The organism is Streptomyces sp. DSM 110735 (assembly GCF_016482685.1).
Lineage (GTDB): Bacteria > Actinomycetota > Actinomycetes > Streptomycetales > Streptomycetaceae > Streptomyces.
The window spans coordinates 30,752-50,816 of sequence record NZ_JACYHF010000025.1; the positions used below are offsets into that span (position 1 = coordinate 30,752).

The following is a 20,065-nucleotide window of genomic DNA, read 5'->3' on the forward strand; positions in this document are numbered from 1 at the left end:
CGCGCACCCCCTGGCCGGGTGGGGCCCCCTTGAGCGGAGGGGTCCCCACCCGGCCGATTTCGTTCACACGTCCTGGCCGCTGCCGCCGCCCGACCACACCTTGATGCCCTTGAGGATCTCGTCGATCACTGCGGTGCGCTGGCCGACGTCCAGGCCGAAGCGGACGACGAGGATCTCGTGGGCGTCGTTGGGGGAGGGGAAGGCGACCGACTCCACGTAGCCGTCGGAGCCCTTGCTCGTGACCGCTTTCCAGCGGACCAGGTAGCCCTTCTGTCCGGCCACCGTCACGGTCTTGGAGGCGAGCACCTCGTGGGAGGTGATGCTGCCGTAGGTTGTGCCGCCGTACGACTGCTTGGCGTTGGCGGCGATGTCCGCCTTGGCGACCGCCTCGGCGGTGTCGCCCTTGGTGCCGAGGGCGGTGGCGGACGCGGTGTAGGCGCCGCCCGCCGTGCAGCTCTGGGAGGCGTTGCCCGGGCACTTGTAGGACTTGTCGGAGGTCACCTGGGCGCCGATGCTGATGACCTCGCCGGTCCAGCCGTCCGGCACCGGCATGCTGATCCCGTTGAAGGGGTCGGGCAGCGTGCCGCCGCCCTTGACCTTGGGTATCTGGGAGCGGCGCGGCGACGGCGAGGACCCGGGGTCGCCCGGACCGCCCCGGTCGCCGGGACCGGAGCCCTCGGGTCCGCCCCGGCCGCGCCGCTCCTGGCCCGCGCCCGCGCGGTCGTGACCGCCGCCGGAGTCCTTGGCGAGGGCGTACACCCCGACCCCGATGCTCGCCAGCACCGCGACCGCCGCCGCGACGGCTATCCCGATCCGCAGTCCGCGCCGGGGCGCGGGCGGGGGCGGGTAGGGGGCGGTCGCCGGATAGGCAGGGGGAGCGGGGTACGTGCCGTGACCGGCCGGGCGGACCTGGGCCGTCCAGGCGGTGCCGTCCCACCAGCGTTCGGCGGGCGGGGCGTTGTGCGGCTGCCCGGGATCGGGGTACCAGCCGGGAGGAGTCACCTGCGTCATGGACACACCGTATGAGGCATCGGTGAAAGCGTGATGAGAGCACCCCGGCCGAATCGCCCGGCGCGCCGGACCGGCTGCCGCGCCGACGTGACTTCCGTCACGCCCGAACGACCCGCTCCTGTTCCCAACTCGCACCAATCCAGGCATTATTGACGCCTCATCGGGCGCAGACCGACCGGTCGGGCCGGGTCGGGGGCGACTGGCCGGTAACCAGTCCGCACGGGGGATACGACACTGCCCGGTCGGACCACCATCCCTCCCCCCAGGCGGCTACGCTCGTGGTCTGCACGCCGTCCGGGCGACCTGGGGAGGGAACAGGATGACGCGGGCACGGCCGTCGGCGGCCGCCTCGGCCCACCTGTGGGAACGGGACGCGGAACTCGCCACCATCGCGCAGGCGATCGACGAGCTGCGCGCCGACCGCTCCTCCGGCGGCAACGTCCTCGTGATACGCGGCGAGGCCGGACTCGGCAAGACCGCGCTGCTCAACGAGACCCGCCGCCTGGCCGAACGCCAGAACTGCACCGTCTGGTCCGCCCGCGCGGGCGAGACCCTGCGCACGGTCCCCTTCCACGTCCTGCGCCAGTTGCTGCAGCCCATGCTGACCTCGATGCTGCCGGAGGAGGCCCGCGAGTACCTCGGCGACTGGTACGACATCTCGGGTCCCGCCCTCGGCATCGTCGAACCCGGCGCCGCCCCCGCCGACCCGCAGTACGTCTGCGACGGACTCGTCGCCACGGTGCGCCGGTTCGCGACCCGGGAGTGGCCGCTCGTCCTGCTCATCGACGACGCCCACTGGGCCGACCTGGAGACGCTGCGCTGGCTCGCCGCGTTCACCGCCGACCTGGGCGAACTGTCCGTGCTCGTCGTGGTCACCCGCCGCTCCGGCGCCCTGCCCGGGGGCACCGCCCGCCACCTCGACGCGGTGGAGAGCGCCGGGCACCGCGTCGACGGTCTGAGCACCCTCACCCCGGAAGCCACCGCCGGGCTCACCCGCGACACCGTCGGCTCGCACGCCGACGACCCCTTCTGCCGCGAGGTCTGGGCCGTCACCGCGGGCAACCCCTACGACACCGTCGAACTCCTCGCCAAGGTCCGCGACAGCGAACTCCAGCCGGTCGAGGGCAGGGCCGCCGAACTGCGCGCCCTGAACCACTCCGGACGCGGCGGCGGAGTCGTGGAGCGCCTGTCCGTACTCGGCGACGAGGCCACCCGCTTCGCCTGGGCCGCCGCCGTCCTCGGCACCGGCAGCACCGTCGACCTCGTCGCCCGGGTCGCCGGGATGACCCCGACGGCCGCCCAGGAGTGCCTCGAACGCCTCGGCGTCGCCCGCATCCTGACCGAGGGCATCGCGGACCCCACCCGGAACGGACCGCAGGGCACGGTCCTCGAGTTCGTCCACCCGCTCGTCGCCACCGCCGTCTACGACTCCATGACGGACGCCACCCGGGGCTTCTTCCACGGCGTCGCCGCCAAGACCGTCACCGAGAGCGGACGCGGCGCCGCCGAGGCGGCCCGGCACCTGCTGAAGGTGGAACCGGAGGGCGACGAGGAACTGGTCACCCAACTCCGCGAAGCCGCCCGCGAACACCTTGCCGTCGGCGCCCCCGACGCTGCCTGCCGCTGCCTGGAACGCGCCCTGCGGGAACCACCCCGCCCCGACGTCCGCGCCAAGGTCCTCTACGAACTCGGCTGCTCCACCCGTCTGACGGCGCCCGCCGTCACCGTCGAGCACCTGCGCGCCGCGCTCGCCACCCCCGGTCTCGACCACGCCGAGCGCGTCGAAGCCGTCATCCGTCTCTCCCAGGCGCTGCTCCACAACGACCAACTGGAGGAGGCCGTCCGCACCGTCGGCGCCGAAGCCGCGCGGTACGAGACGGGACCGGTGCGGATGCGCCTGGAGGCGGTGCGCTTCATGTGGGAGGCGATCCACCGCGAGACCGTCTCCCCGGAGCGCTCCCGGCGCCTGGCCGAACTCGCGGACACCTGCACGGGGCGCGACAACTCCGAGCGCGCGCTGCTCATCCTGCGCGGCTTCGACGCCATGACCCACGGCGAGGACGCCCAGGTCGTCGTCGAACTGTGCGACCGCGCCCTGGTCAACAACCGCCTCGCGCCCGGACTCGGCTGGACCGACGAGGAGTGGGGCGTCGAACTGCTGATGATGCTCGGCAGCACCTACGCCTACACCGACCGGCTCGACCTCGCCGACAGCCTCTTCGCCGAAGCCCTGCGCGCCTACACGAGCGCGGGCTGGCACGGCGGTCACCTCTCCCTCGCCAACTCCTATCTGGGACTCGCCCTGCGCCGCCAGGGCAAGCTGAAGGAGGCGGAGGAAACCCTGCGCGAGGCGCTGACGCTCGCCGAACGCGTCGGCCGCAGGCTGCCGTTGTACTGGTCCGCGATGTGCGGTCTGGTCGACACCCTGCTCGCCCGGGGTCACGTCGAGGAGGCGTGGGCGGTGGCGGAGCGCGGCGGCTTCGCACCGCCGTACCCCTCCACGATCGTGCTGCCCGACCTCCACTCCGTACGCGGCCGTCTGCTCCTCGCCGTCGGCCGCACCGAGGAGGGGATCAACGAGCTGGAAGCCGCCGAGAAGACCGCCGTCGCCCGGGGCGGACACAACCCCGTCCTCGCCCCCTGGGCCGTCGACCTCGCCCGCGCCCTCGCCGCCCAGGACCCCGCCCGTGCACGGGCGCTCGCGGCGGACGCCCGCCGCCAGGCCGAGCGGTTCGGCACCGACACCGCGATCGGTGAGGCACTGCGCTGCGCCGCCGCGCTGGCCACCGGACCGGAGGCGGTCCGCCTCGCCCGCAAGGCGGTCGCCTTCCTGGAGGCGTCCCCCTGCCAGTACGAGCACGCGGCCGCCCTCGTGGAGTACGGCATCCTGGCCGACTCGGCACCCGACCTCGCCCGGGGTCTGGAACTGGCCCGCTCCTGCGGCGCCGACGGTCTGGTCGCCCGCGCCGAGCGCGCCCGGCGCTCCGGCACGACCTAGGGCCTGTCCGGCGGATCTTCGTGGGCCCGCGACGCCTGGCACGCACTCTCGCCGCACGCCCGAATCACCCGAGTACGTCCAGTACGAGGGAGATCCGGGCGCACGCCGAGAGCACGCACCAGCCGCCGCGGGCTGCTCCACGAAGATCCGCCGGACAGGCCCTAGCCCGCGCTCCCCAGGATCTCCGCGAGGTCGTAGCGCACCGGCTCCTCCAACTGGGCGTAGGTGCAGCTCTCCGGGGTGCGGTCCGGGCGCCAGCGGCGGAAGCGCGCCGTGTGCCGGAAGCGGGCGCCGTTCTCCATGTGGTCGTACGCCACCTCCGCGACCCGCTCCGGGCGCAGCGGCACCCAGGACAGGTCCTTCTTGCCCGACCAGCGGCTCGGCGCCCCCGGCAGCCGCGCCTCCTCGTGCGCCGACTCCTCCGCCCAGCGCGCCCACGGATGCCCGCTCACGTCCGTCATCCGCAGCGGCGCCAGCTCCTCGATCAGCTCCGCGCGCCGCTTCATGGAGAACGCCGCCGCCACGCCCACGTGCTGGAGGACGCCGTGGTCGTCGTACAGCCCGAGCAGCAGCGAGCCCACCACCGGTCCGCTCTTGTGCAGCCGGTAGCCCGCCACCACCACGTCCGCCGTCCGCTCGTGCTTGACCTTGAACATGGCCCGCTCGTCCGGGAGATACGGCAGCCCGAGCGGCTTGGCCACGATCCCGTCGAGCCCCGCCCCCTCGTACTGCTCGAACCACTCCCGCGCCACCTCGACGTCGGTCGTCGCCGGAGCCAGATGCACCGGCGGGGTCACCCCGTCCAGCGCCCGGTCCAGCAGGGCGCGCCGGTCGGCGAGCGGCACGTCGAGCAGGGCGTGGTCGTCCAGCGCCAGCAGGTCGAAGGCGACGAAGGAGGCGGGCGTCCGCTCGGCCAGCGTCCGCACCCGCGACTCGGCCGGATGGATGCGCTCGGTCAGCGCGTCGAAGTCCAGACGCCCCTCCCGCGCGATCACGATCTCCCCGTCCACCACGCACCGCTCGGGCAGCCGCTCCCTGAGCGCCGCCACCAGCTCGGGGAAGTACCGGGTCAGCGTCTTGCCGGTACGGCTGCCCAGCTCGACCTCGTCCCCGTCGCGGAACACGATCGCCCGGAAGCCGTCCCACTTCGCCTCGTAGTGCATCCCGGGCGGGATCTTCGTCACCGGCTTGGCGAGCATCGGCTTCACGGGCGGCATCACCGGCAGATCCATGGCTCCGATTCTGCGCGCACCCCGCCGAGCGCGCCCGGTGTGCGCGGTGTGCGGGGGACGCCTACGGTGGCCGCATGGGCGATGCGGTGGAACTGGAGGTGGCCGGCCGGACCGTACGGCTGACCCACCCGGACAAGGTCTTCTTCCCGGAGCGCGGATTCACCAAGCTCGACGTCGCCCAGTACTACGCCTCCGTCGGTCCCGGCATCCTGCGCGCCCTGCGCGACCGCCCCACCACCCTGGAGCGCTACCCGGACGGGCTCGACGGCGAGTGGTTCTACCAGAAGCGGGCGCCCAAGAACATGCCCGACTGGATCCCCACCGCCCACATCACCTTCCCCAGCGGCCGCAGCGCCGACGAGATGTGCCCCACCGAGGAGGCGGCGGCGGTGTGGGCCGCGCAGTACGGCACGCTCACCTTCCACCCCTGGCCGGTGCGCCGCGACGACGTCGACCACCCCGACGAACTGCGCATCGACCTCGACCCGCAGCCCGGCACTGGCTACGAGGACGCCGTGCGCGCCGCCTTCGAACTCCGTTCGGTACTGGAGGAGTTCGGGGGTCTGCGGGGCTTCCCCAAGACCTCCGGCGGGCGCGGACTGCACGTCTTCGTGCCCATCGAACCGCGCTGGACCTTCACCCAGGTCCGCCGCGCCGCCATCGCGGTCGGCCGCGAACTCGCCCGCAGGATGCCCGAGCAGGTGACGGTGAAATGGTGGAAGGAGGAGCGCGGCGAACGCATCTTCGTCGACTACAACCAGACCGCCCGCGACCGCACCATCGCCTCCGCCTACTCCGTGCGCCCCCGCCCCGAGGCGACCGTCTCCGCCCCGCTGCGCTGGGACGAGGTGGCCGACGCCCGCCCCCGCGACTTCGACCTCGCCACCATGCCGGTCCGCTTCGCGGAGGTCGGGGACGTGCACGCCGACATGGCCGACCACGCCTACTCCCTGGACGCCCTTCTGGAGCTGGCCCGCCAGGACGAGCACGACCACGGGCTTGGCGATCTGCCGTACCCGCCCGAGTATCCGAAGATGCCCGGCGAGCCCAAGCGGGTGCAGCCGAGCCGGGCTCGCAAGGACGAGGCTTCCTGACGCTCTCGCCCCCGGTGCCGGGGGTCGTCGCGCGGTTATCCTGGGCGGCAGCCGCCCGATGAGGAGCACCGAGTGACCGAGGCAGTGCCGCGCCCCACGCTGGAGGCCGTAGCCGAGCGGGCCGGAGTGTCGAGGGCCACCGCCTCCCGCGTCGTCAACGGCGGCGACGGAGTGCGCGCCCCGCTCGTCGCCCGCGTCCAGGAGGCTGTCGAGGAACTGGGCTACGTCCCCAACCGCGCCGCCCGCAGCCTCGTCACCCGACGGCACGACGCGGTCGCCGTCGTCATCGCCGAACCCGGCACCCGCGTCTTCGCCGACCCCTTCTTCGCCGCCCAACTGCGGGGAATAAGCAAGGAGTTGACGGCACGCGACAACCAGCTCGTGCTGCTGCTCACCGAGGGCAGGGACGACCACGCGCGCGTGGCCCGCTATCTGGCGGGCGGTCACGTGGACGGCGCGCTCGTCTTCTCCCTCCACCTGGACGACCCGCTGCCCGGCCTCATCCACGACGCGGGCGTCCCCACCGTCTTCGGCGGTCGCCCCGACTGGAGCGACGGCCGGGGCGGACCTGTCTACGTCGACAGCGACAACCGGGGCGGCGCCCGCGCGGCCGTACGCCATCTGGTCTCCCTCGGCCGCACCCGCGTCGCGCACATCACCGGTCCCCTGGACCAGACCTCGGCGGTGGACCGCCTGGACGGCTACCGCGACGTCATGGGCACCGACGCCCCCGACCTCGTCGTCTACAGCGACTTCACGCCCTCCGGCGGCGAGCGCGCCATGCGCGAACTCCTCGACCGCCGCCCCGACGTCGACGCCGTCTTCGCCGCCAACGACCTCACCGCCCTCGGCGCCCTCCGCGTCCTGCGCGAACACGGCCGCCGCGTCCCCGAGGACGTCGCCCTGATCGGCTTCGACGACATGGCCCCCGTCGCCGAACAGACCGACCCGCCCCTGACCACCGTCCGCCAGGACATCGAGGAAATGGGGCGCCTGATGGCCCGCCTGCTGCTGCGCGGTCGCACGGCACCCGAGTCCGGCCCGTCCTCGGTCGTCCTGCCGACGACACTGGTCCACCGGGCGACGGCGTAGCTCAGCGCTGGGACTCAGTGCCGGGTCGGTCTGGGTCAGCTCTGAGTCGGCTCGCCCCTGATCACCGCGAAACGGGCGCCGTACGGGTCGGTGAGGCGGGCCATGCGCCCCACGCCCGGAACGGTGGTCGGCGGCAGCAGCACCGTGCCGCCCCCCTGCCGCGCCCGCTCGGTCACCCCCTCGGGGTCCGTCACCGCGAAGTACGGCAGCCAGTACGCGCCCGTGTCCGCGTCCGCCGGGTCGTCGAGGGAGCGGACGACGCCGCCGAACATCGTGTCCTCCCCGGCGCCGGGCGGGTTGACGCAGGTGTACATGCCGTCGGGGAACGCGGTGGCGGAGGTCTCCAGACCGAGGACCCGGTGGTAGAAGGCGGCGCCCGCCGCCACGTCCGGGGTGTGCAGCTCGACCCAGCACAGCGCGCCCGGCTCGCTCGCCGCGTCCAGACCCTCGACCTCGCCGGGCTGCCACACGCGGAACACCGCCCCCGCCGAGTCGGCGAGACCCGCCATCCGGCCGAGCCCCATCACCTCGCCCGGCGCCAACAGCACGCTGCCGTGCGCCCGTTCGGCCGCCTGCGCGGTGGTCTCGGCGTCCTCGGTCCGGAAGTACACCGTCCAGCCCGGCAGCTCACGCCCCGCGCCGGTCGGCATCGCACCGGCGACCGTCCTGCCGTCCGACTGGAGGAAGCCGTACCCGCCCGCGTCCGGGCCCAGCGAGTGGAACCGCCAGCCGAACAGGGCGCTGTAGAAGGCGAGCGCGCCGTCGAGGTCGGGGGTGGCGAGGTCGATCCAGTTCGGGGCGCCCTCCAGGGCGCGGGTGCTGAGCATGGCTTGCCCTCCTCGCAGGGACCCCTCACGGTCCGTGGCACTGCCGAGTCTGGCACCGCGCACCGGCACGCGCCGCCGGAGCGCGTCCGCGCGCGCCGCCGTGCGGGGAGGCGGCGGGAGGGGGAGCATGGGGCGGGCGCCGGTCTCCCGGGGCGTTGTTGAACCGGCGTTGATAGAACGTTTTTCGCGGCCCGGCACGATCCGTCGCATGCACACCGAGACCATGACCCCGGCCGACACCGACTGGCAGAACCAGGCGCTGTGCGCGCAGACCGGGGCCGAGTTCTTCTTCCCCGAGCCCGGCAGCTCCGTCCGCGAGGCGAAGCGGATCTGCGGCATGTGCGCGATCCGCTCCGCGTGCCTGGAGTACGCGCTCACCCATGACGAACGCTTCGGGGTGTGGGGCGGGATGTCGGAGAAGGAACGCATGGCACTGCGGCGCACCTCCCGCTGAACCGGGGGAGGCACGCCGCAGAGAGTCGGGCCAGGTGCGGGTCAGCCCGCCGCGCGCGCCGCCATCCGCGCCTTGCGGGCCGCGAGACGCTCGTCGAACGTCGTCGCCTGCGCGTCCAGACCGCCCATGTACAGGCCGAGTTCCTCCTGCGCCGCGGCACCCTCGGGACCGAGCCCGTCGATCTCCATGACCTTCAGGAAGCGCAGCACCGGCTGCAGCACGTCGTCGTGGTGGATGCGCAGGTTGTAGACCTCGCCGATGGCCATCTGCGCGGCGGCCCGCTCGAAGCCGGGGATGCCGTGACCGGGCATGCGGAAGTTGACGACCACGTCGCGCACCGCCTGCATGGTGAGGTCGGGGGCCAGCTCGAAGGCCGCCTTCAGCAGGTTCCGGTAGAACACCATGTGCAGGTTCTCGTCGGTGGCGATGCGCGAGAGCATCCGGTCGCAGACCGGGTCGCCCGACTGGTGGCCGGTGTTGCGGTGCGAGATGCGGGTCGCCAGCTCCTGGAAGGCGACGTACGCGACCGAGTGCAGCATCGAGTGCCGGTTGTCCGACTCGAAGCCCTCGCTCATGTGCGACATGCGGAACCGCTCCAGCTCGTCCGGGTCGACCGCGCGCGAGGCGAGCAGATAGTCGCGCATGACGATGCCGTGCCGTCCCTCCTCCGCCGTCCAGCGGTGCACCCAGGTGCCCCAGGCGCCGTCCCGCCCGAAGAGCGAGGCGATCTCGTGGTGGTAGCTCGGGAGGTTGTCCTCGGTGAGCAGGTTCACCACCAGCGCGGTGCGGCCGATGTCGGTGACCTTGGACTGCTGCTTGGCCCACGGCTCGCCGTCCTCGAACAGTCCGGGGAAGTTGCGGCCGTCGCTCCAGGGCACGTACTCGTGCGGCATCCAGTCCTTGGCGACCTTCAGGTGCCGGTTCAGCTCCGTCTCCACCACCTCCTCCAGCGCGAACAGCAGCCGGGCGTCGGTCCACGCGGACGGGCTGCCGAGGTGAGGGGAGGTGATCGTCACGGGAACTCCAGGTAATGCCGAGCGGGGAGCACAGATGAAGTGAAAGAGGGCGGGCAGGCCGATGAAGACCCCGCGCCGCGAACCTACGTGATCGTAGGCTACGAATCCGTAGGTTACGAACCCGTAGGTTAAGGGTGGCGTAAGGACGGCTCCGCAGCAGGTGGGAGGGCGTTTCGGGGACACGGCGGCGGCTACGCCGAACGGCCCTGGAACCGTCGGTTCCAGGGCCGTTCGGGTGAGTGCGTCACTCGGTCGGGGTCGCCTCGATCTCCTCCCGGCTCGTCTCGCGCAGCACCCCGTCCGCCATCAGCAGCCAGCGGGTGATCCCCACCGAGTCGAGGAACGGCAGATCGTGGCTCGCGATCAGCAGCGCGCCCTCGTACGAGTCCAGGGCCGAGGTGAGCCGGCGCACGCTCGCCATGTCCAGGTTGTTCGTCGGCTCGTCCAGGAGCAGCAACTGGGGCGCGGGCTCGGCGAGCATCAGCGCGGCAAGCGCCGCCCGGAAGCGCTCGCCGCCGGAGAGGGTGCCCGCGAGCTGGTCGGCCCGCGCGCCCCGGAACAGGAAGCGGGCGAGCCGGGCGCGGACCCGGTTCGTGGTGGCGTCCGGCGCGAAGCGGGCCACGTTCTGCGCGACCGTCGCCGTGTCGTCCAGCACGTCCAGGCGCTGCGGCAGGAACCGGAGCGGGACGTGCGCCCGCGCCTCGCCCGCCACCGGCGCCAGCTCCCCGGCCACCGTCCGCAGCAGGGTCGTCTTGCCGGAGCCGTTGCGCCCGACCAGTGCGATCCGCTCCGGGCCGCGCAGATCGAGGATGCCCTCGACCCGCGCCCCGAATGCCGTCTCCAGTTTCTCCAGGGTGAGCACCTGGCGGCCGGGTGGCACGGCGGTGTACGGCAGATCGACGCGGATCTCGTCGTCGTCCCGTACGGCGTCCACCGCCTCGTCCAGCCGGTCGCGTGCCTCCGCGAGCCGTTCCTCGTGCAGGATGCGGTGCTTGCCCGCCGACTCCTGGGCGGCGCGTTTGCGGGCGCCCATCACGATCTTCGGCTCGCGCTTGGAGTCGTTCATCTTCTGCCCGTACCGCTTGCGGCGGGCCAACTTGGTCTGGGCGTCGGACAGTTCGCGTTTCTGCCTGCGCACGTCTGCCTCCGCCGCGCGGACGGTGCGTTCGGCTGCCTCCTGCTCCACCGCCAACGCCTCCTCGTACGCCGTGTAGTTGCCGCCGTACCAGGTGACCGTGCCGGAGCGCAGGTCCGCGATCCGGTCGACCAGGTCGAGGAGTTCGCGGTCGTGGCTGACCACGACGAGGACGCCGGACCAGGCGGCGACCGCCGCGTAGAGGCGTCTGCGGGCGTACAGATCAAGGTTGTTGGTGGGCTCGTCCAGGAGCAGCACGTCGGGGCGGCGCAGCAGGAGGGCGGCCAGGCGCAGCAACACCGCCTCGCCGCCGGAGAGTTCGCCCACCGTGCGGTCCAGATCGAGGTGTCCGAGACCGAGTTCGCCGAGGGTGGCCAGGGCGCGCTCCTCGACGTCCCAGTCGTCGCCGAGGGTCTCGAAGTGCGCCTCGGCGGCGTCGCCCGCCTCGATGGCGTGCAGGGCGGCGCGCCGGGCGGCGATGCCGAGGACCTCGTCCACGCGCAGACCGGTGTCGAGTGTGACGTGCTGCGGGAGGAGTCCGATCTCGCCGGTCGCCTTCACGGAGCCGCCCGAGGGGGTGAGTTCCCCGGCGATCAGCTTCAACAGGGTCGATTTTCCCGACCCGTTGGCGCCGACGAGACCGGTGCGGCCGGGACCGAAGGCGATGTCGAGACCGTCCAGGACGGTCGTGCCGTCGGGCCAGGCGAAGGAGAGGGAGGTGCAGGTGAGTGACGCGGGTGCGGATGACATGGAGCCTCGCGGAATGCTGGTGCGGTCGGGGGCGCGTGTCGAGACACCGCGAGGCGGAAACCGGGAACCAGCGGAGGCGGGAGAAAGGGCCTGTGTCTGGAGGACGGCTCGGTCGCCGAGGTCGTACGCCACGGACACCCCAAAGGGTGTGAACGCGGTGTCTCAGGACCTCAGACGAGCAACGTCCTACTCCGATCGACGACAACAGAACCGCTGTACACCGTAGGAGCGGCCGGGAGGGCTGTCAAAAGAATTACCCGGCGGGATGAACCGGCGCCCGAGCGATCAGCGGCGCCGCCCCGCGTTCAGCAGGCGTCCCGCATCAGCTCGGCCAGACCGTGGTCCAGGTCCAACTGGAGGTGCTCCAGACCGACCGGCACCAGCTCGGCGGTGGCCGCGAGGAAGCGCCGTACGTCACCGGAGCGCAGATGCACGACCGCCATGCCCTCGGGGGCGTGGAACTCCAGCACCGTGCGGTCGTAGCCGTAGGGGCGGACCCGTACGTCCCCCTGCCCCTCCGAGCCGGTCAGCCCGGCGGAGAGCAGCTCCCGGGAGAAGGTCCAGCAGATCTCCACGCCCGCGAGGGTGGCCGGGGCCGGGAAGGTCATGCGGACGGCGAAGGGGTCCTGCCGGTCGTAGTGCAGCGTGACGGGAATGGTCGGCATGCGCGGGGCGGCCGCGACCAGCCGCGCCTCCACTACCTGCTCGATGGTGGACAACACCTTGCTCCCTCGTGACGGCCGGACGCCCTCGGGGCGTCCGGCGACCTGACACCGGAAGAGACGACGGAAGCGGCCGTTCCGTGCACATGGAGGGAACGTGACGTCCGTCACCGTCCGGGTGCGTCCGGTGAGCCCGCGCGAACGGGGTACCCGCACGGTGTCCCCCTCAGCGCGGGGACGCGCGGACGACTACGGACACGACGACGGGAGTGACCATGCCTGCCGGTTCCAGCCCCAAGCGCGAGCGTCAGTACGAGCACATCAAGGAGAGCGAGCGGGAGCGGGGTGCGAGCACCGACCGGGCCGAGGAGATCGCCGCGCGCACGGTCAACAAGGAGCGCGCCCGCACCGGCGAGTCCAAGAGCGCGAGCCGCACCTCGACCGAGGACATGTCCTCCGGCGAGCGCGGCGGCAAGCGGTCGGGCAGGGGCTCCGGCGGTCCGACCTACGACCAGCTCTACAACGAGGCGAGGCAGCGCGACATCCACGGCCGCTCCGACATGAACAAGGAGCAGTTGCGGCGGGCCCTCGACGAGAAGAAGAGCTGAGGCAGGGGAGAGCCGGGGCAGAGGGGGAGCCGGGGCAGGGGGAGAGCCGGGGCTCAGCCCAGCGTCTCCCGGTACTGCTCAAGACCGGGCGCCGTCTTCGTCGCGGTGAACTCGGTGACGCGGTACTCGCACACCCCGGCGGTGACGAACGGATCGCCCGCCACGACCTCCTCGACGGCCGCCCGGTCCGCGCCGACGGCCAGGATGATCCCGCCGTCCCGCGGGTTCTTCCGCCCGGAGGCCAGGAAGATCCCCTTCGCGTACTGCTCGTCCAGCCAGGTCACATGCGCGGCGAGAGCGGCGTCGACGGCGTCGAGCGGGGCGGTGTAGGTCAATTCGAGCACGAACATGATCGCGAGCGTACCGCCCGCCGTCGTACAGTCGGCCGCACCATGACGAAGATCGCACCGGTGCCCGAGGACTGGCCCGCCACGGAGGCGCAGGCGCGCGCCGTCCAGGACGCCCTGCGCGCCCGGGTGATCCTGGACGAGCCGGGTCCGCCGCCGGGCACGGGTCACGTCACCGGTCTGGACGTGGCCTACGACGACGAACGCGACCTGGTCGCGGCGGCGGCCGTCGTCCTGGACGCGGCCACGCTGGAGACCGTCGCGGAATCGACGGCAGTCGGTCGCGTCTCCTTCCCCTACGTCCCCGGTCTGCTCGCCTTCCGCGAGATCCCGGCCCTCCTCGCCGCCCTGTCGGCACTCCCCTGCCCGCCCGGCCTCCTGGTCTGCGACGGTTACGGTCTCGCGCACCCCCGCCGCTTCGGCCTCGCCTGTCACCTGGGCGTCCTGACCGACCTCCCCGCGATCGGCGTCGCCAAGAATCCCTTCACCTTCACCCACCCCGCCCCCGCCGCCCCGCGCGGCAGCACGACCCCGCTCCTGGACGGTCCGGAGGAGGTGGGCCGAGCCCTCCGCACCCGGGACGCCGTGAAACCGGTCTACGTCTCCGTGGGCCACCGCACCACCCTCCCCACCGCCGTCGCCCACACCCTGGCGCTCACCCCGCGGTACCGCCTCCCGGAGACGACCCGCAGAGCGGACGCGCTGTGCCGGAGGGCGCTGCGGGAGGTGGTGGGGGAGGGGGTGTGAGGGCGGGACCCCACATGGTGGGAGCCCATATGGCGGGACCCCACATGGTGGGAGCCCATATGGCGGGACCCCACATGGTGGGACCCCACATGGTGGGACCCCACATGGCGGGACCCCACACGGTGGGACCTCACATGGTCGGGGTCCAGTCGGTGTTCGCGCCGCACACCACCAGGCAGGGCCGCTCTCCGGGAACCCGCCCGGCGAGCCACGCCGCGAAGGGGACCGCCGCCGCCGGTTCGGCCGCGATCCGGTACTCCTCCCACAGCAGGTCGCGGGCCGCGAGGATCTCCTCGTCGCTGACCAGCACGGACACCACGTCGTGGGCGGCCAGGACGGCGTAGGGGAGGGCACCCGCCCGGCTCGCGCCGGTCGCGGAGGCGGCGACCGAGTCCACCGCCGAGTCCGTCGGACCGCCCGCCGCGAGCGCGTCGTGCAGACAGCGGCAGTGCTCCGGCTCGACGGCGACGACACGGCGCTTTTCGGGGGTGACCCCGGAGGTGCCGGAGGTGCCGGGGGTGGCGCCGGGTCCGGGTGAGCCGAGGGCGAGAGCCGCCCCCGCCGCCAGCCCTCCGCCGCCGACCGCCACCGCGACGGTGTCCACGTCCGGGGCGTCGGCGAGGATCTCCGCCGTCACCGTCCCCTGTCCGGCGACGACGGCAGGATCGTCGTAGGGGTGCACGAACCGGTGCGCCGGTCGTGCCGCCACCTCCGCCGCCGCCGAGGCGGCTTCGGCGAAGGTGGCGCCGTGCCGGACCAGCCGTACGCCGGTGGCCTCGATACGGCGCGCCTTCGCCTCCGGAACCGTCCGGGGCACGTAGACCGTCGCGGACATCCCGAGCAGGGAAGCCGCCGTAGCGACCGCGAGACCGTGGTTGCCGCCCGACGCGGCCACCACGTGGTCGTCCGAGGGTCCGGAGAGCATCGCGTTGAGCGCGCCGCGCAGCTTGAACGAGCCGCTGCGCTGGAGGTACTCCAGCTTCAGCAGGACGCGGCGCCCGCCGGTCTCCACGTCGAGCAGGGGAGTGCGGCGGACGTAGGGGCGGATGCGGTCGGCGGCGGCGCGTACGTCGGCGGCGGAGGGCGTGAGGGTCGGACTCGTCATACGGCCATCCTTCGCGGGCCGCTCCCATAAGCACAAGCGGCGATCGGTAAGCCTCCGTTAGCGGTGCTTACGATGGCTCCATGGCGCGAGAACTGGACGTGAACCGGCTGCGGGTCCTGGTCGAGGTGGCGCACGCGGGGTCCATCGCGGAGGCGGCGCGCACGCTCGCGTTCACGCCGTCGGCGCTGTCCCAGCAGATCGCCAAGCTGGAGGCGGAGCTGGGCGCCCGACTGCTGGAGCGTCGCCCGGGCGGTGTCGTCCCCACGCCGGTCGGCGCGGTCCTGGTCGAGCACGGCGAGCGGGTGATCGGCGCGCTGCGCCAGGCGCGCACCGCCGTCGACACCGCGCTCGGCGTCCAGCCCCGCCACCTCGCGCTCGGCTCCTTCGCCACCGCCGCCCAGACACTGGTCCCGGCGGCACTCGCGGAACTCAAGAGCCGTTACCCGGACGCCGAGTTGTCTCTCGTGGACATCGAACCCCCCGACGGCTACGGCCTGGTGACCTCCGGCGACCTCGACGCCCTGATCACCCACCGCTACCCCGGCCTGCCACAGGTCCCTCACCCGGGCCTGGAACGGCGCCCCTTGCTCGCGGACCCACTACGACTCGTACTGCCCCCAAACCACCAACTCGCCCGGCACACAGAACGCGACGGCATCGCCCTAGGGCCTATCCGGCGGATCTTCGTGGGCCCGCGACGCCTGGCACGCACTCTCGCCGCACGCCCGAATCACCCGAGTACGTCCAGTACGAGGGAGATCCGGGCGCACGCCGAGAGCACGCACCAGACGCCGCGGGCTGCTCCACGAAGATCCGCCGGACAGGCCCTAACCGCCTCACGGACGAGACCTGGATCTCCGGCGCCCCGGGCATCCCCAACCGCGTCTGCCTGCAACACCTCGCCCACCAGGCGAAGTTCGAGCCCCGCGTGGCCTACGAGTCCGCCGACTACCACGTCATCCTGGCCCTGGTGGCCGCCGGTCTCGGCATCGCCCTCGTCCCCGAGAGCGTGCTCGCCGACACGGACCGGAGCCGGGTCGCGGTGTGCGCCCTGCGCGGGCTGGCTCCGGTGCGCGAGACAGCCGTCGTCCACCGTCGGCGGCCGACCGTACTGGTCCGGGAGCTGACGGCCTTCCTGCGCACGGCGGCCGATGCCGTGAGCGGAGACGGCCGCTCGTAGTTCTAGTCCTGCAACATGTCCGTGAATTGCCAAGAGTGCCCCGGCCAGTGATCGGCAAAAAGTGTGCACGCCTCTCGCTGCACGGGGTTCACGGTGGGGTCAACTGCGCCACATGGCCTCAGCATGACGTACGTGAACCCGCCGCTCTCCCAGATGACCCACACGTGAGAGACGGGGCTCAGTTCGCCCAGGTAGGCGGCGTGATAGGTGCTGTGCTGGCTGCATAGCTCACACACGACGTGGGCGTATAAGTCCCAGGGGAAATCCTCCCCCACCGGTATGCCCCCGGCCGCAAGTGCCTCGATCAGGTCCAGCCACGGTGATGGGGAAGACGCATTGCAGTGGTACATGAGCGCTCTCTGTCTGGGAAAAGAGAGCCCCGCCCGCGCGCCTTCTTGGGGTGGAGTACGCGGGCGGGGCAGATGATGCAGCGAATGTGGGCCCCGCTGGTGTGATCGCTAGGCGCTGAGCTCCAGCGCGGCGGGTTCGAAGTAGGAGCTCGCCAGGAACACGCCGGAGAAGGTGCCCGGGCCGTGCCGGTCATCAAGCCACGCGCCCAGCCCTCGCGTGTCGCCGCTGATCACGGCGGCCAACAGGAGGTCGTGCAGGTTCTCCTCCTCCCCGGGCGCGAACTCCCCGAGGAAGGACGTGTATCGGCGACTCACGCCCGCCTGGAACCGGCACAGCCTCTCGACGTACCCGACCTCCTCGCCGGTCAGCTCCTCGCGCAGCTTCGCCGTCACGTCGTCGGCAGAGAGCGTCCCGGTCATGTCCCGGAACGCGAGTCGACCCATCGTGTCCTCAGGCTCGCGAATACCCGCCCGTACTGCTGCCTCGCGGGTGATGCGCTGGGCCTCCCTGTCGCAGGCCCCCTCCATGACGATCCCGAGGTTCCGCGTGTGCCGGCTCCCTTGCGGGTCGGTGGCCGAGTAGCACTGACCCGCCGGACGCCGGAAGTTGATGCCGTACTGAGTCGGGGTCGGCTTGCCCCCGACCGAGATGTACCGCCGCCGAGAGCCGTAGTGCAGGCAGTCGTGGGCGTACGCCCGGAGCAGGTCGAGCAGGGCCAGTTCCGGGCGCTGGGGAGTGTCGCCCTCCATCGGACCGTGCATGGTCACGACCGCGAGCATTTGAAGGTGGCGATAGCCCTGGTTCAGGTGCTGGAACCCGCCGAAGGCGCCGACCCGGCGCGACTCCGCCCCCACCAACACGCGGTCGAGCGGCAGAAGCTGGGAGAGCCCCAGTTCCGCGTAGCGGCACCGGACCGCGTACAGGCCACCGTGAACACGGCCGTGTCGGCGCCCGCCTCCTGCCATCTCGTGAGGCGTTCCGGGGCCGTTCGGAACGTGTGCTCCGGGTGCTGGCCGGTCAGCTCCGACGAGTCGGCCCGTAAGAAATCCAGGGCTGCGGCGACGCCATCACCGATGACGGTCTCGTTCGGCGCCAACGGCGTCACCCCTGCGGACTGCCCAGGATGAGCCGCCGGTGGGAGTCCTGCATTCCCTCGGGCAGTGAGTCCGTGCTGAACCACTGTGCCTCCAAGATCTCGAAGTTGTCGATCTTCAGGTTTCCCCCGGTGTGCAGCCCTTCGTACGCCACCTCGACCCGGAGTTTGTAGCCGCTGGTCACGCTCCCAGGCGACCGGGCTTCACGTCCAATCCGGTCTCCTCCTTCACCTCCCGCACGATGGTGAGCGAGAACTCTTCACTCTTGATCGCGTAACCGGTGGGGAGCCCCCATGGCCTCTCCGGGGGCCACATGCGGTGCTTGAGGAGCAGCACTTGACCCGCGTCGTTCCGGACGACTCCCGTCACGCCGACCATGAATTTGGCGTGAGCGAACCACAGAATGCGCCATTGCAGAGGGCCACGGATGAGTCGCCAAAGCCGGGCAGCCACTCGTTTCATCGTTTGCCTTTCATCGGGCCTGCGTGACGTTTCGGGTACGCCCTCGCAGTGATTGCGCCGAGTCTTTCAGCCGGAGTCAGTCTTTGAAGCTCGACGCCGTGACCGGCCGTCAGGCGGAGCCGAACGGACCGGTCACAGGTACTCGCCCCGACTGCGCGCGTTCGCGCGAGCGGTCTTCGCCTGTAAGCGCTGTTCAGGGCTGGCCGGCTGGACTGCTGCCTCGGGGGCAGCGGTCCATGCCCTGCCGCCAGTGACCGGCCGCAGGGACCACTGACCGCACCACTCCCCGCGAAACTCGCCCACCTTTTCTCGACTGGTGTCGTACACAAGATCTCTGACTTGCGGCATGAAATCGCCCATCGAATGCCTCCTTTCGGTGCCGGGTTCTCTCTAAGAGAACCGCGGAACGGGAAATCCGGATACCGTCAACGACACTGGCAAACCCTGGCACTTGGCTTGGGCGCGGTAGGGAGGAGCGGGGATGGGTGAAGATGAGAACCGTAGGAACCAAAAGCTCAGCGACATGTTCGATCGCCCAGGCATGAGCCGGGGATACTTAGCGCGTCAGGTTGGGAAAAGGCCCAGCTCTACGGCCTCCGGGGAGTGCAGCCCGACGCAGTCAACGTGCGACGCTGGCTGAAGGGTGGCCAACCGCGCGACCCGTTGCCAAAGATCATTGCTGACACGTTCTCGGATCACTTCAAGTACCGAGTGACGACGTACGACCTTGGCTTGGGAGACTCGCCCGACCTTGACCGGCCGCTGACCTACAGCTCATCGTTTCAAGAGACGGTCGAGTCAGTGACCGAGCTAGGGAGAGCGGACATGGACCGCAGGAATTTTCTCGCCACCACGCCGTTCCTGGCGGCGGCGAGCGTCGGGCCGTCGCGCGACTGGTTGTTGAACGTGCTCGACCGGGGCGAGCCCGAACCCGGCCCCCGCGTCCGGCTGGAGGACGTGACGAGCGTCCGGAACATGTTTGGGACGTTCCAGGAAATGGACGTGATGCAGGGGGGCGGCTCCGGCCGCCTGGTGCTCACGGAGTACATGAACCAGCACGTCTATCCACTTCTTCGGCGTACGCACTCGGACGCCGTCCGTAGTGCGTTGTGCAGCGCCGCCGCTGAACAGACGTACCTACTCGGATGGATGGCCTTCGACAACGGCGAACACGGCACCGAGCAGCGCTACTTGATTCAGGCGCTCCGCCTGGCGGAAGAGTCAGGGGACGTGGCGCTCGGAGCGCACGTTCTCGCAGGCATGGCGGATCAAGCGACGCTGCTCGGCAACCCTGTTGAGGGCCGCCGGTTGACGCAGGCCGGGCGGCAAGGGCTACGAGACACGCACTCGCCCGCCTGCCTCGCGGACCTTTGGGCACTGGAAGCCCGTGCGCTCGCCGCGCTTGGAGATGAACGGGGAACTGCGCGGGCCGTGCTGTATTCGGAAGCCGCGTTCGCCCGCGTGGTGCGCGAGGACGAGCCGGAGTGGGCGAAGTTCATCGACGGGGCGTATCTGCACGGCGAGCACGCCAATGCGTTCCGCGATCTTCAGCAGCCTGAGCACAGCGCGGAGCACGCACGGCAGTCCATCGAGTACGCCCGTGCTCAGAACCGAGCGCGACGCGGAGCGATGTCCCACGCCGCCCTTGCCGTGTCTCACCTCCAGTGCGGGGATCTCGAAGCCGCACACGCGACGGGGGTCCGCACGCTCGAACTCGCAAGGCGCGTGAAGTCCTCACGAAGCGTCGAAGCGGTTCAGGACGTACAGCGCCGCATGATCCCGTTTGGTCGGCACGCCCTCGTCGCTGACTTCAACGAGCGCGCCCGGCAGCTCGTAGCCGCCGCGTAGCAGAGGGGTGCGGCTGCCGCGCCGACAGCGAGAGCCCCGCCCGTTCCTTACC

At 71.6% G+C, this 20,065-nt stretch carries 17 protein-coding genes and 2 pseudogenes; 9 read left to right on the plus strand and 10 right to left on the minus strand.

Features of this window, described 5'->3' with window-relative positions:
- Positions 1-63: 63 nt before the first annotated feature.
- Entirely contained in the window at positions 64-1,011 is a 948-nt protein-coding gene (locus tag IF655_RS27345; RefSeq protein WP_199587805.1) for a DUF2510 domain-containing protein, read from the minus strand.
- Positions 1,012-1,330: 319 nt separating this feature from the next.
- On the opposite strand from IF655_RS27345, the gene IF655_RS27350 reads away from it, so the two are divergent.
- Complete coding sequence (locus IF655_RS27350; RefSeq protein WP_199587806.1) at positions 1,331-4,009, plus strand: AAA family ATPase; 2,679 nt, start codon at positions 1,331-1,333, stop codon at positions 4,007-4,009.
- Positions 4,010-4,170: 161 nt separating this feature from the next.
- On the opposite strand, the gene IF655_RS27355 is transcribed toward IF655_RS27350, so the two are convergent.
- Positions 4,171-5,241, minus strand: coding sequence for an ATP-dependent DNA ligase (locus IF655_RS27355; RefSeq protein WP_199587807.1), 1,071 nt, complete (start codon positions 5,239-5,241; stop codon positions 4,171-4,173).
- 74 nt (positions 5,242-5,315) lie between these two features.
- Between IF655_RS27355 and ligD the strand changes: the two genes are divergently transcribed.
- Positions 5,316-6,335: a non-homologous end-joining DNA ligase gene (gene ligD / locus IF655_RS27360; RefSeq protein ID WP_199587808.1), complete on the plus strand. Its 1,020-nt coding sequence runs from the start codon at positions 5,316-5,318 to the stop codon at positions 6,333-6,335.
- A gap of 72 nt (positions 6,336-6,407) precedes the next feature.
- A complete protein-coding gene (locus IF655_RS27365; RefSeq protein WP_199587809.1) occupies positions 6,408-7,427 on the plus strand; it encodes a LacI family DNA-binding transcriptional regulator in 1,020 nt (339 codons plus the stop codon).
- A gap of 35 nt (positions 7,428-7,462) precedes the next feature.
- On the opposite strand, the gene IF655_RS27370 is transcribed toward IF655_RS27365, so the two are convergent.
- Positions 7,463-8,254: a VOC family protein gene (locus tag IF655_RS27370; protein WP_199587810.1), complete on the minus strand. Its 792-nt coding sequence runs from the start codon at positions 8,252-8,254 to the stop codon at positions 7,463-7,465.
- A gap of 208 nt (positions 8,255-8,462) precedes the next feature.
- Here IF655_RS27370 and IF655_RS27375 point away from each other — a divergent pair, with 208 nt between their 5' ends.
- A complete protein-coding gene (locus IF655_RS27375; RefSeq protein WP_199587811.1) occupies positions 8,463-8,708 on the plus strand; it encodes a WhiB family transcriptional regulator in 246 nt (81 codons plus the stop codon).
- Between the two features lie 41 nt (positions 8,709-8,749).
- On the opposite strand, the gene IF655_RS27380 is transcribed toward IF655_RS27375, so the two are convergent.
- The 3 genes from IF655_RS27380 to IF655_RS27390 form a co-directional block, all read right to left on the minus strand.
- Positions 8,750-9,724, minus strand: a complete 975-nt coding sequence (locus IF655_RS27380) for an acyl-ACP desaturase (protein WP_199587812.1) — start codon at positions 9,722-9,724, stop codon at positions 8,750-8,752.
- Positions 9,725-9,968: 244 nt separating this feature from the next.
- Positions 9,969-11,609 (minus strand): ABC-F family ATP-binding cassette domain-containing protein, encoded by a 1,641-nt coding sequence (locus tag IF655_RS27385; RefSeq protein ID WP_199587813.1) that lies wholly within the window; start codon positions 11,607-11,609, stop codon positions 9,969-9,971.
- A gap of 305 nt (positions 11,610-11,914) precedes the next feature.
- Complete coding sequence (locus tag IF655_RS27390; protein WP_199587814.1) at positions 11,915-12,331, minus strand: SsgA family sporulation/cell division regulator; 417 nt, start codon at positions 12,329-12,331, stop codon at positions 11,915-11,917.
- 215 nt (positions 12,332-12,546) lie between these two features.
- On the opposite strand from IF655_RS27390, the gene IF655_RS27395 reads away from it, so the two are divergent.
- Positions 12,547-12,879, plus strand: coding sequence for a plasmid stabilization protein (locus tag IF655_RS27395; protein ID WP_199587815.1), 333 nt, complete (start codon positions 12,547-12,549; stop codon positions 12,877-12,879).
- Between the two features lie 53 nt (positions 12,880-12,932).
- Here IF655_RS27395 and IF655_RS27400 read toward each other — a convergent pair whose 3' ends face one another.
- Entirely contained in the window at positions 12,933-13,229 is a 297-nt protein-coding gene (locus IF655_RS27400) for a YciI family protein (protein ID WP_199587816.1), read from the minus strand.
- A 42-nt stretch (positions 13,230-13,271) separates the two neighbouring features.
- Between IF655_RS27400 and IF655_RS27405 the strand changes: the two genes are divergently transcribed.
- Positions 13,272-13,973 (plus strand): endonuclease V, encoded by a 702-nt coding sequence (locus tag IF655_RS27405; protein ID WP_199587817.1) that lies wholly within the window; start codon positions 13,272-13,274, stop codon positions 13,971-13,973.
- Between the two features lie 130 nt (positions 13,974-14,103).
- Here the strand turns inward: IF655_RS27405 and IF655_RS27410 are convergent, their stop codons facing one another.
- Positions 14,104-15,078, minus strand: a complete 975-nt coding sequence (locus IF655_RS27410; RefSeq protein WP_199587818.1) for a serine/threonine dehydratase — start codon at positions 15,076-15,078, stop codon at positions 14,104-14,106.
- A gap of 80 nt (positions 15,079-15,158) precedes the next feature.
- Between IF655_RS27410 and IF655_RS31835 the strand changes: the two are divergent.
- Positions 15,159-15,665: pseudogene (locus IF655_RS31835) on the plus strand (LysR family transcriptional regulator); the annotation flags it as partial.
- A 224-nt stretch (positions 15,666-15,889) separates the two neighbouring features.
- Complete coding sequence (locus IF655_RS31355) at positions 15,890-16,258, plus strand: LysR substrate-binding domain-containing protein (protein WP_307815088.1); 369 nt, start codon at positions 15,890-15,892, stop codon at positions 16,256-16,258.
- A gap of 458 nt (positions 16,259-16,716) precedes the next feature.
- Here IF655_RS31355 and IF655_RS27420 read toward each other — a convergent pair whose 3' ends face one another.
- Complete coding sequence (locus tag IF655_RS27420; protein WP_242488960.1) at positions 16,717-17,574, minus strand: hypothetical protein; 858 nt, start codon at positions 17,572-17,574, stop codon at positions 16,717-16,719.
- Positions 17,575-17,710: 136 nt separating this feature from the next.
- Positions 17,711-18,165 (minus strand): annotated as a pseudogene (locus IF655_RS27425) (NUDIX domain-containing protein).
- Positions 18,166-18,789: 624 nt separating this feature from the next.
- Between IF655_RS27425 and IF655_RS27430 the strand changes: the two are divergent.
- Positions 18,790-20,013 carry a transcriptional regulator gene (locus tag IF655_RS27430; RefSeq protein WP_307815085.1) on the plus strand — a complete coding sequence of 408 codons (1,224 nt, stop codon included), beginning with the start codon at positions 18,790-18,792 and terminating at the stop codon, positions 20,011-20,013.
- The last annotated feature ends 52 nt before the right edge of the window (positions 20,014-20,065 follow it).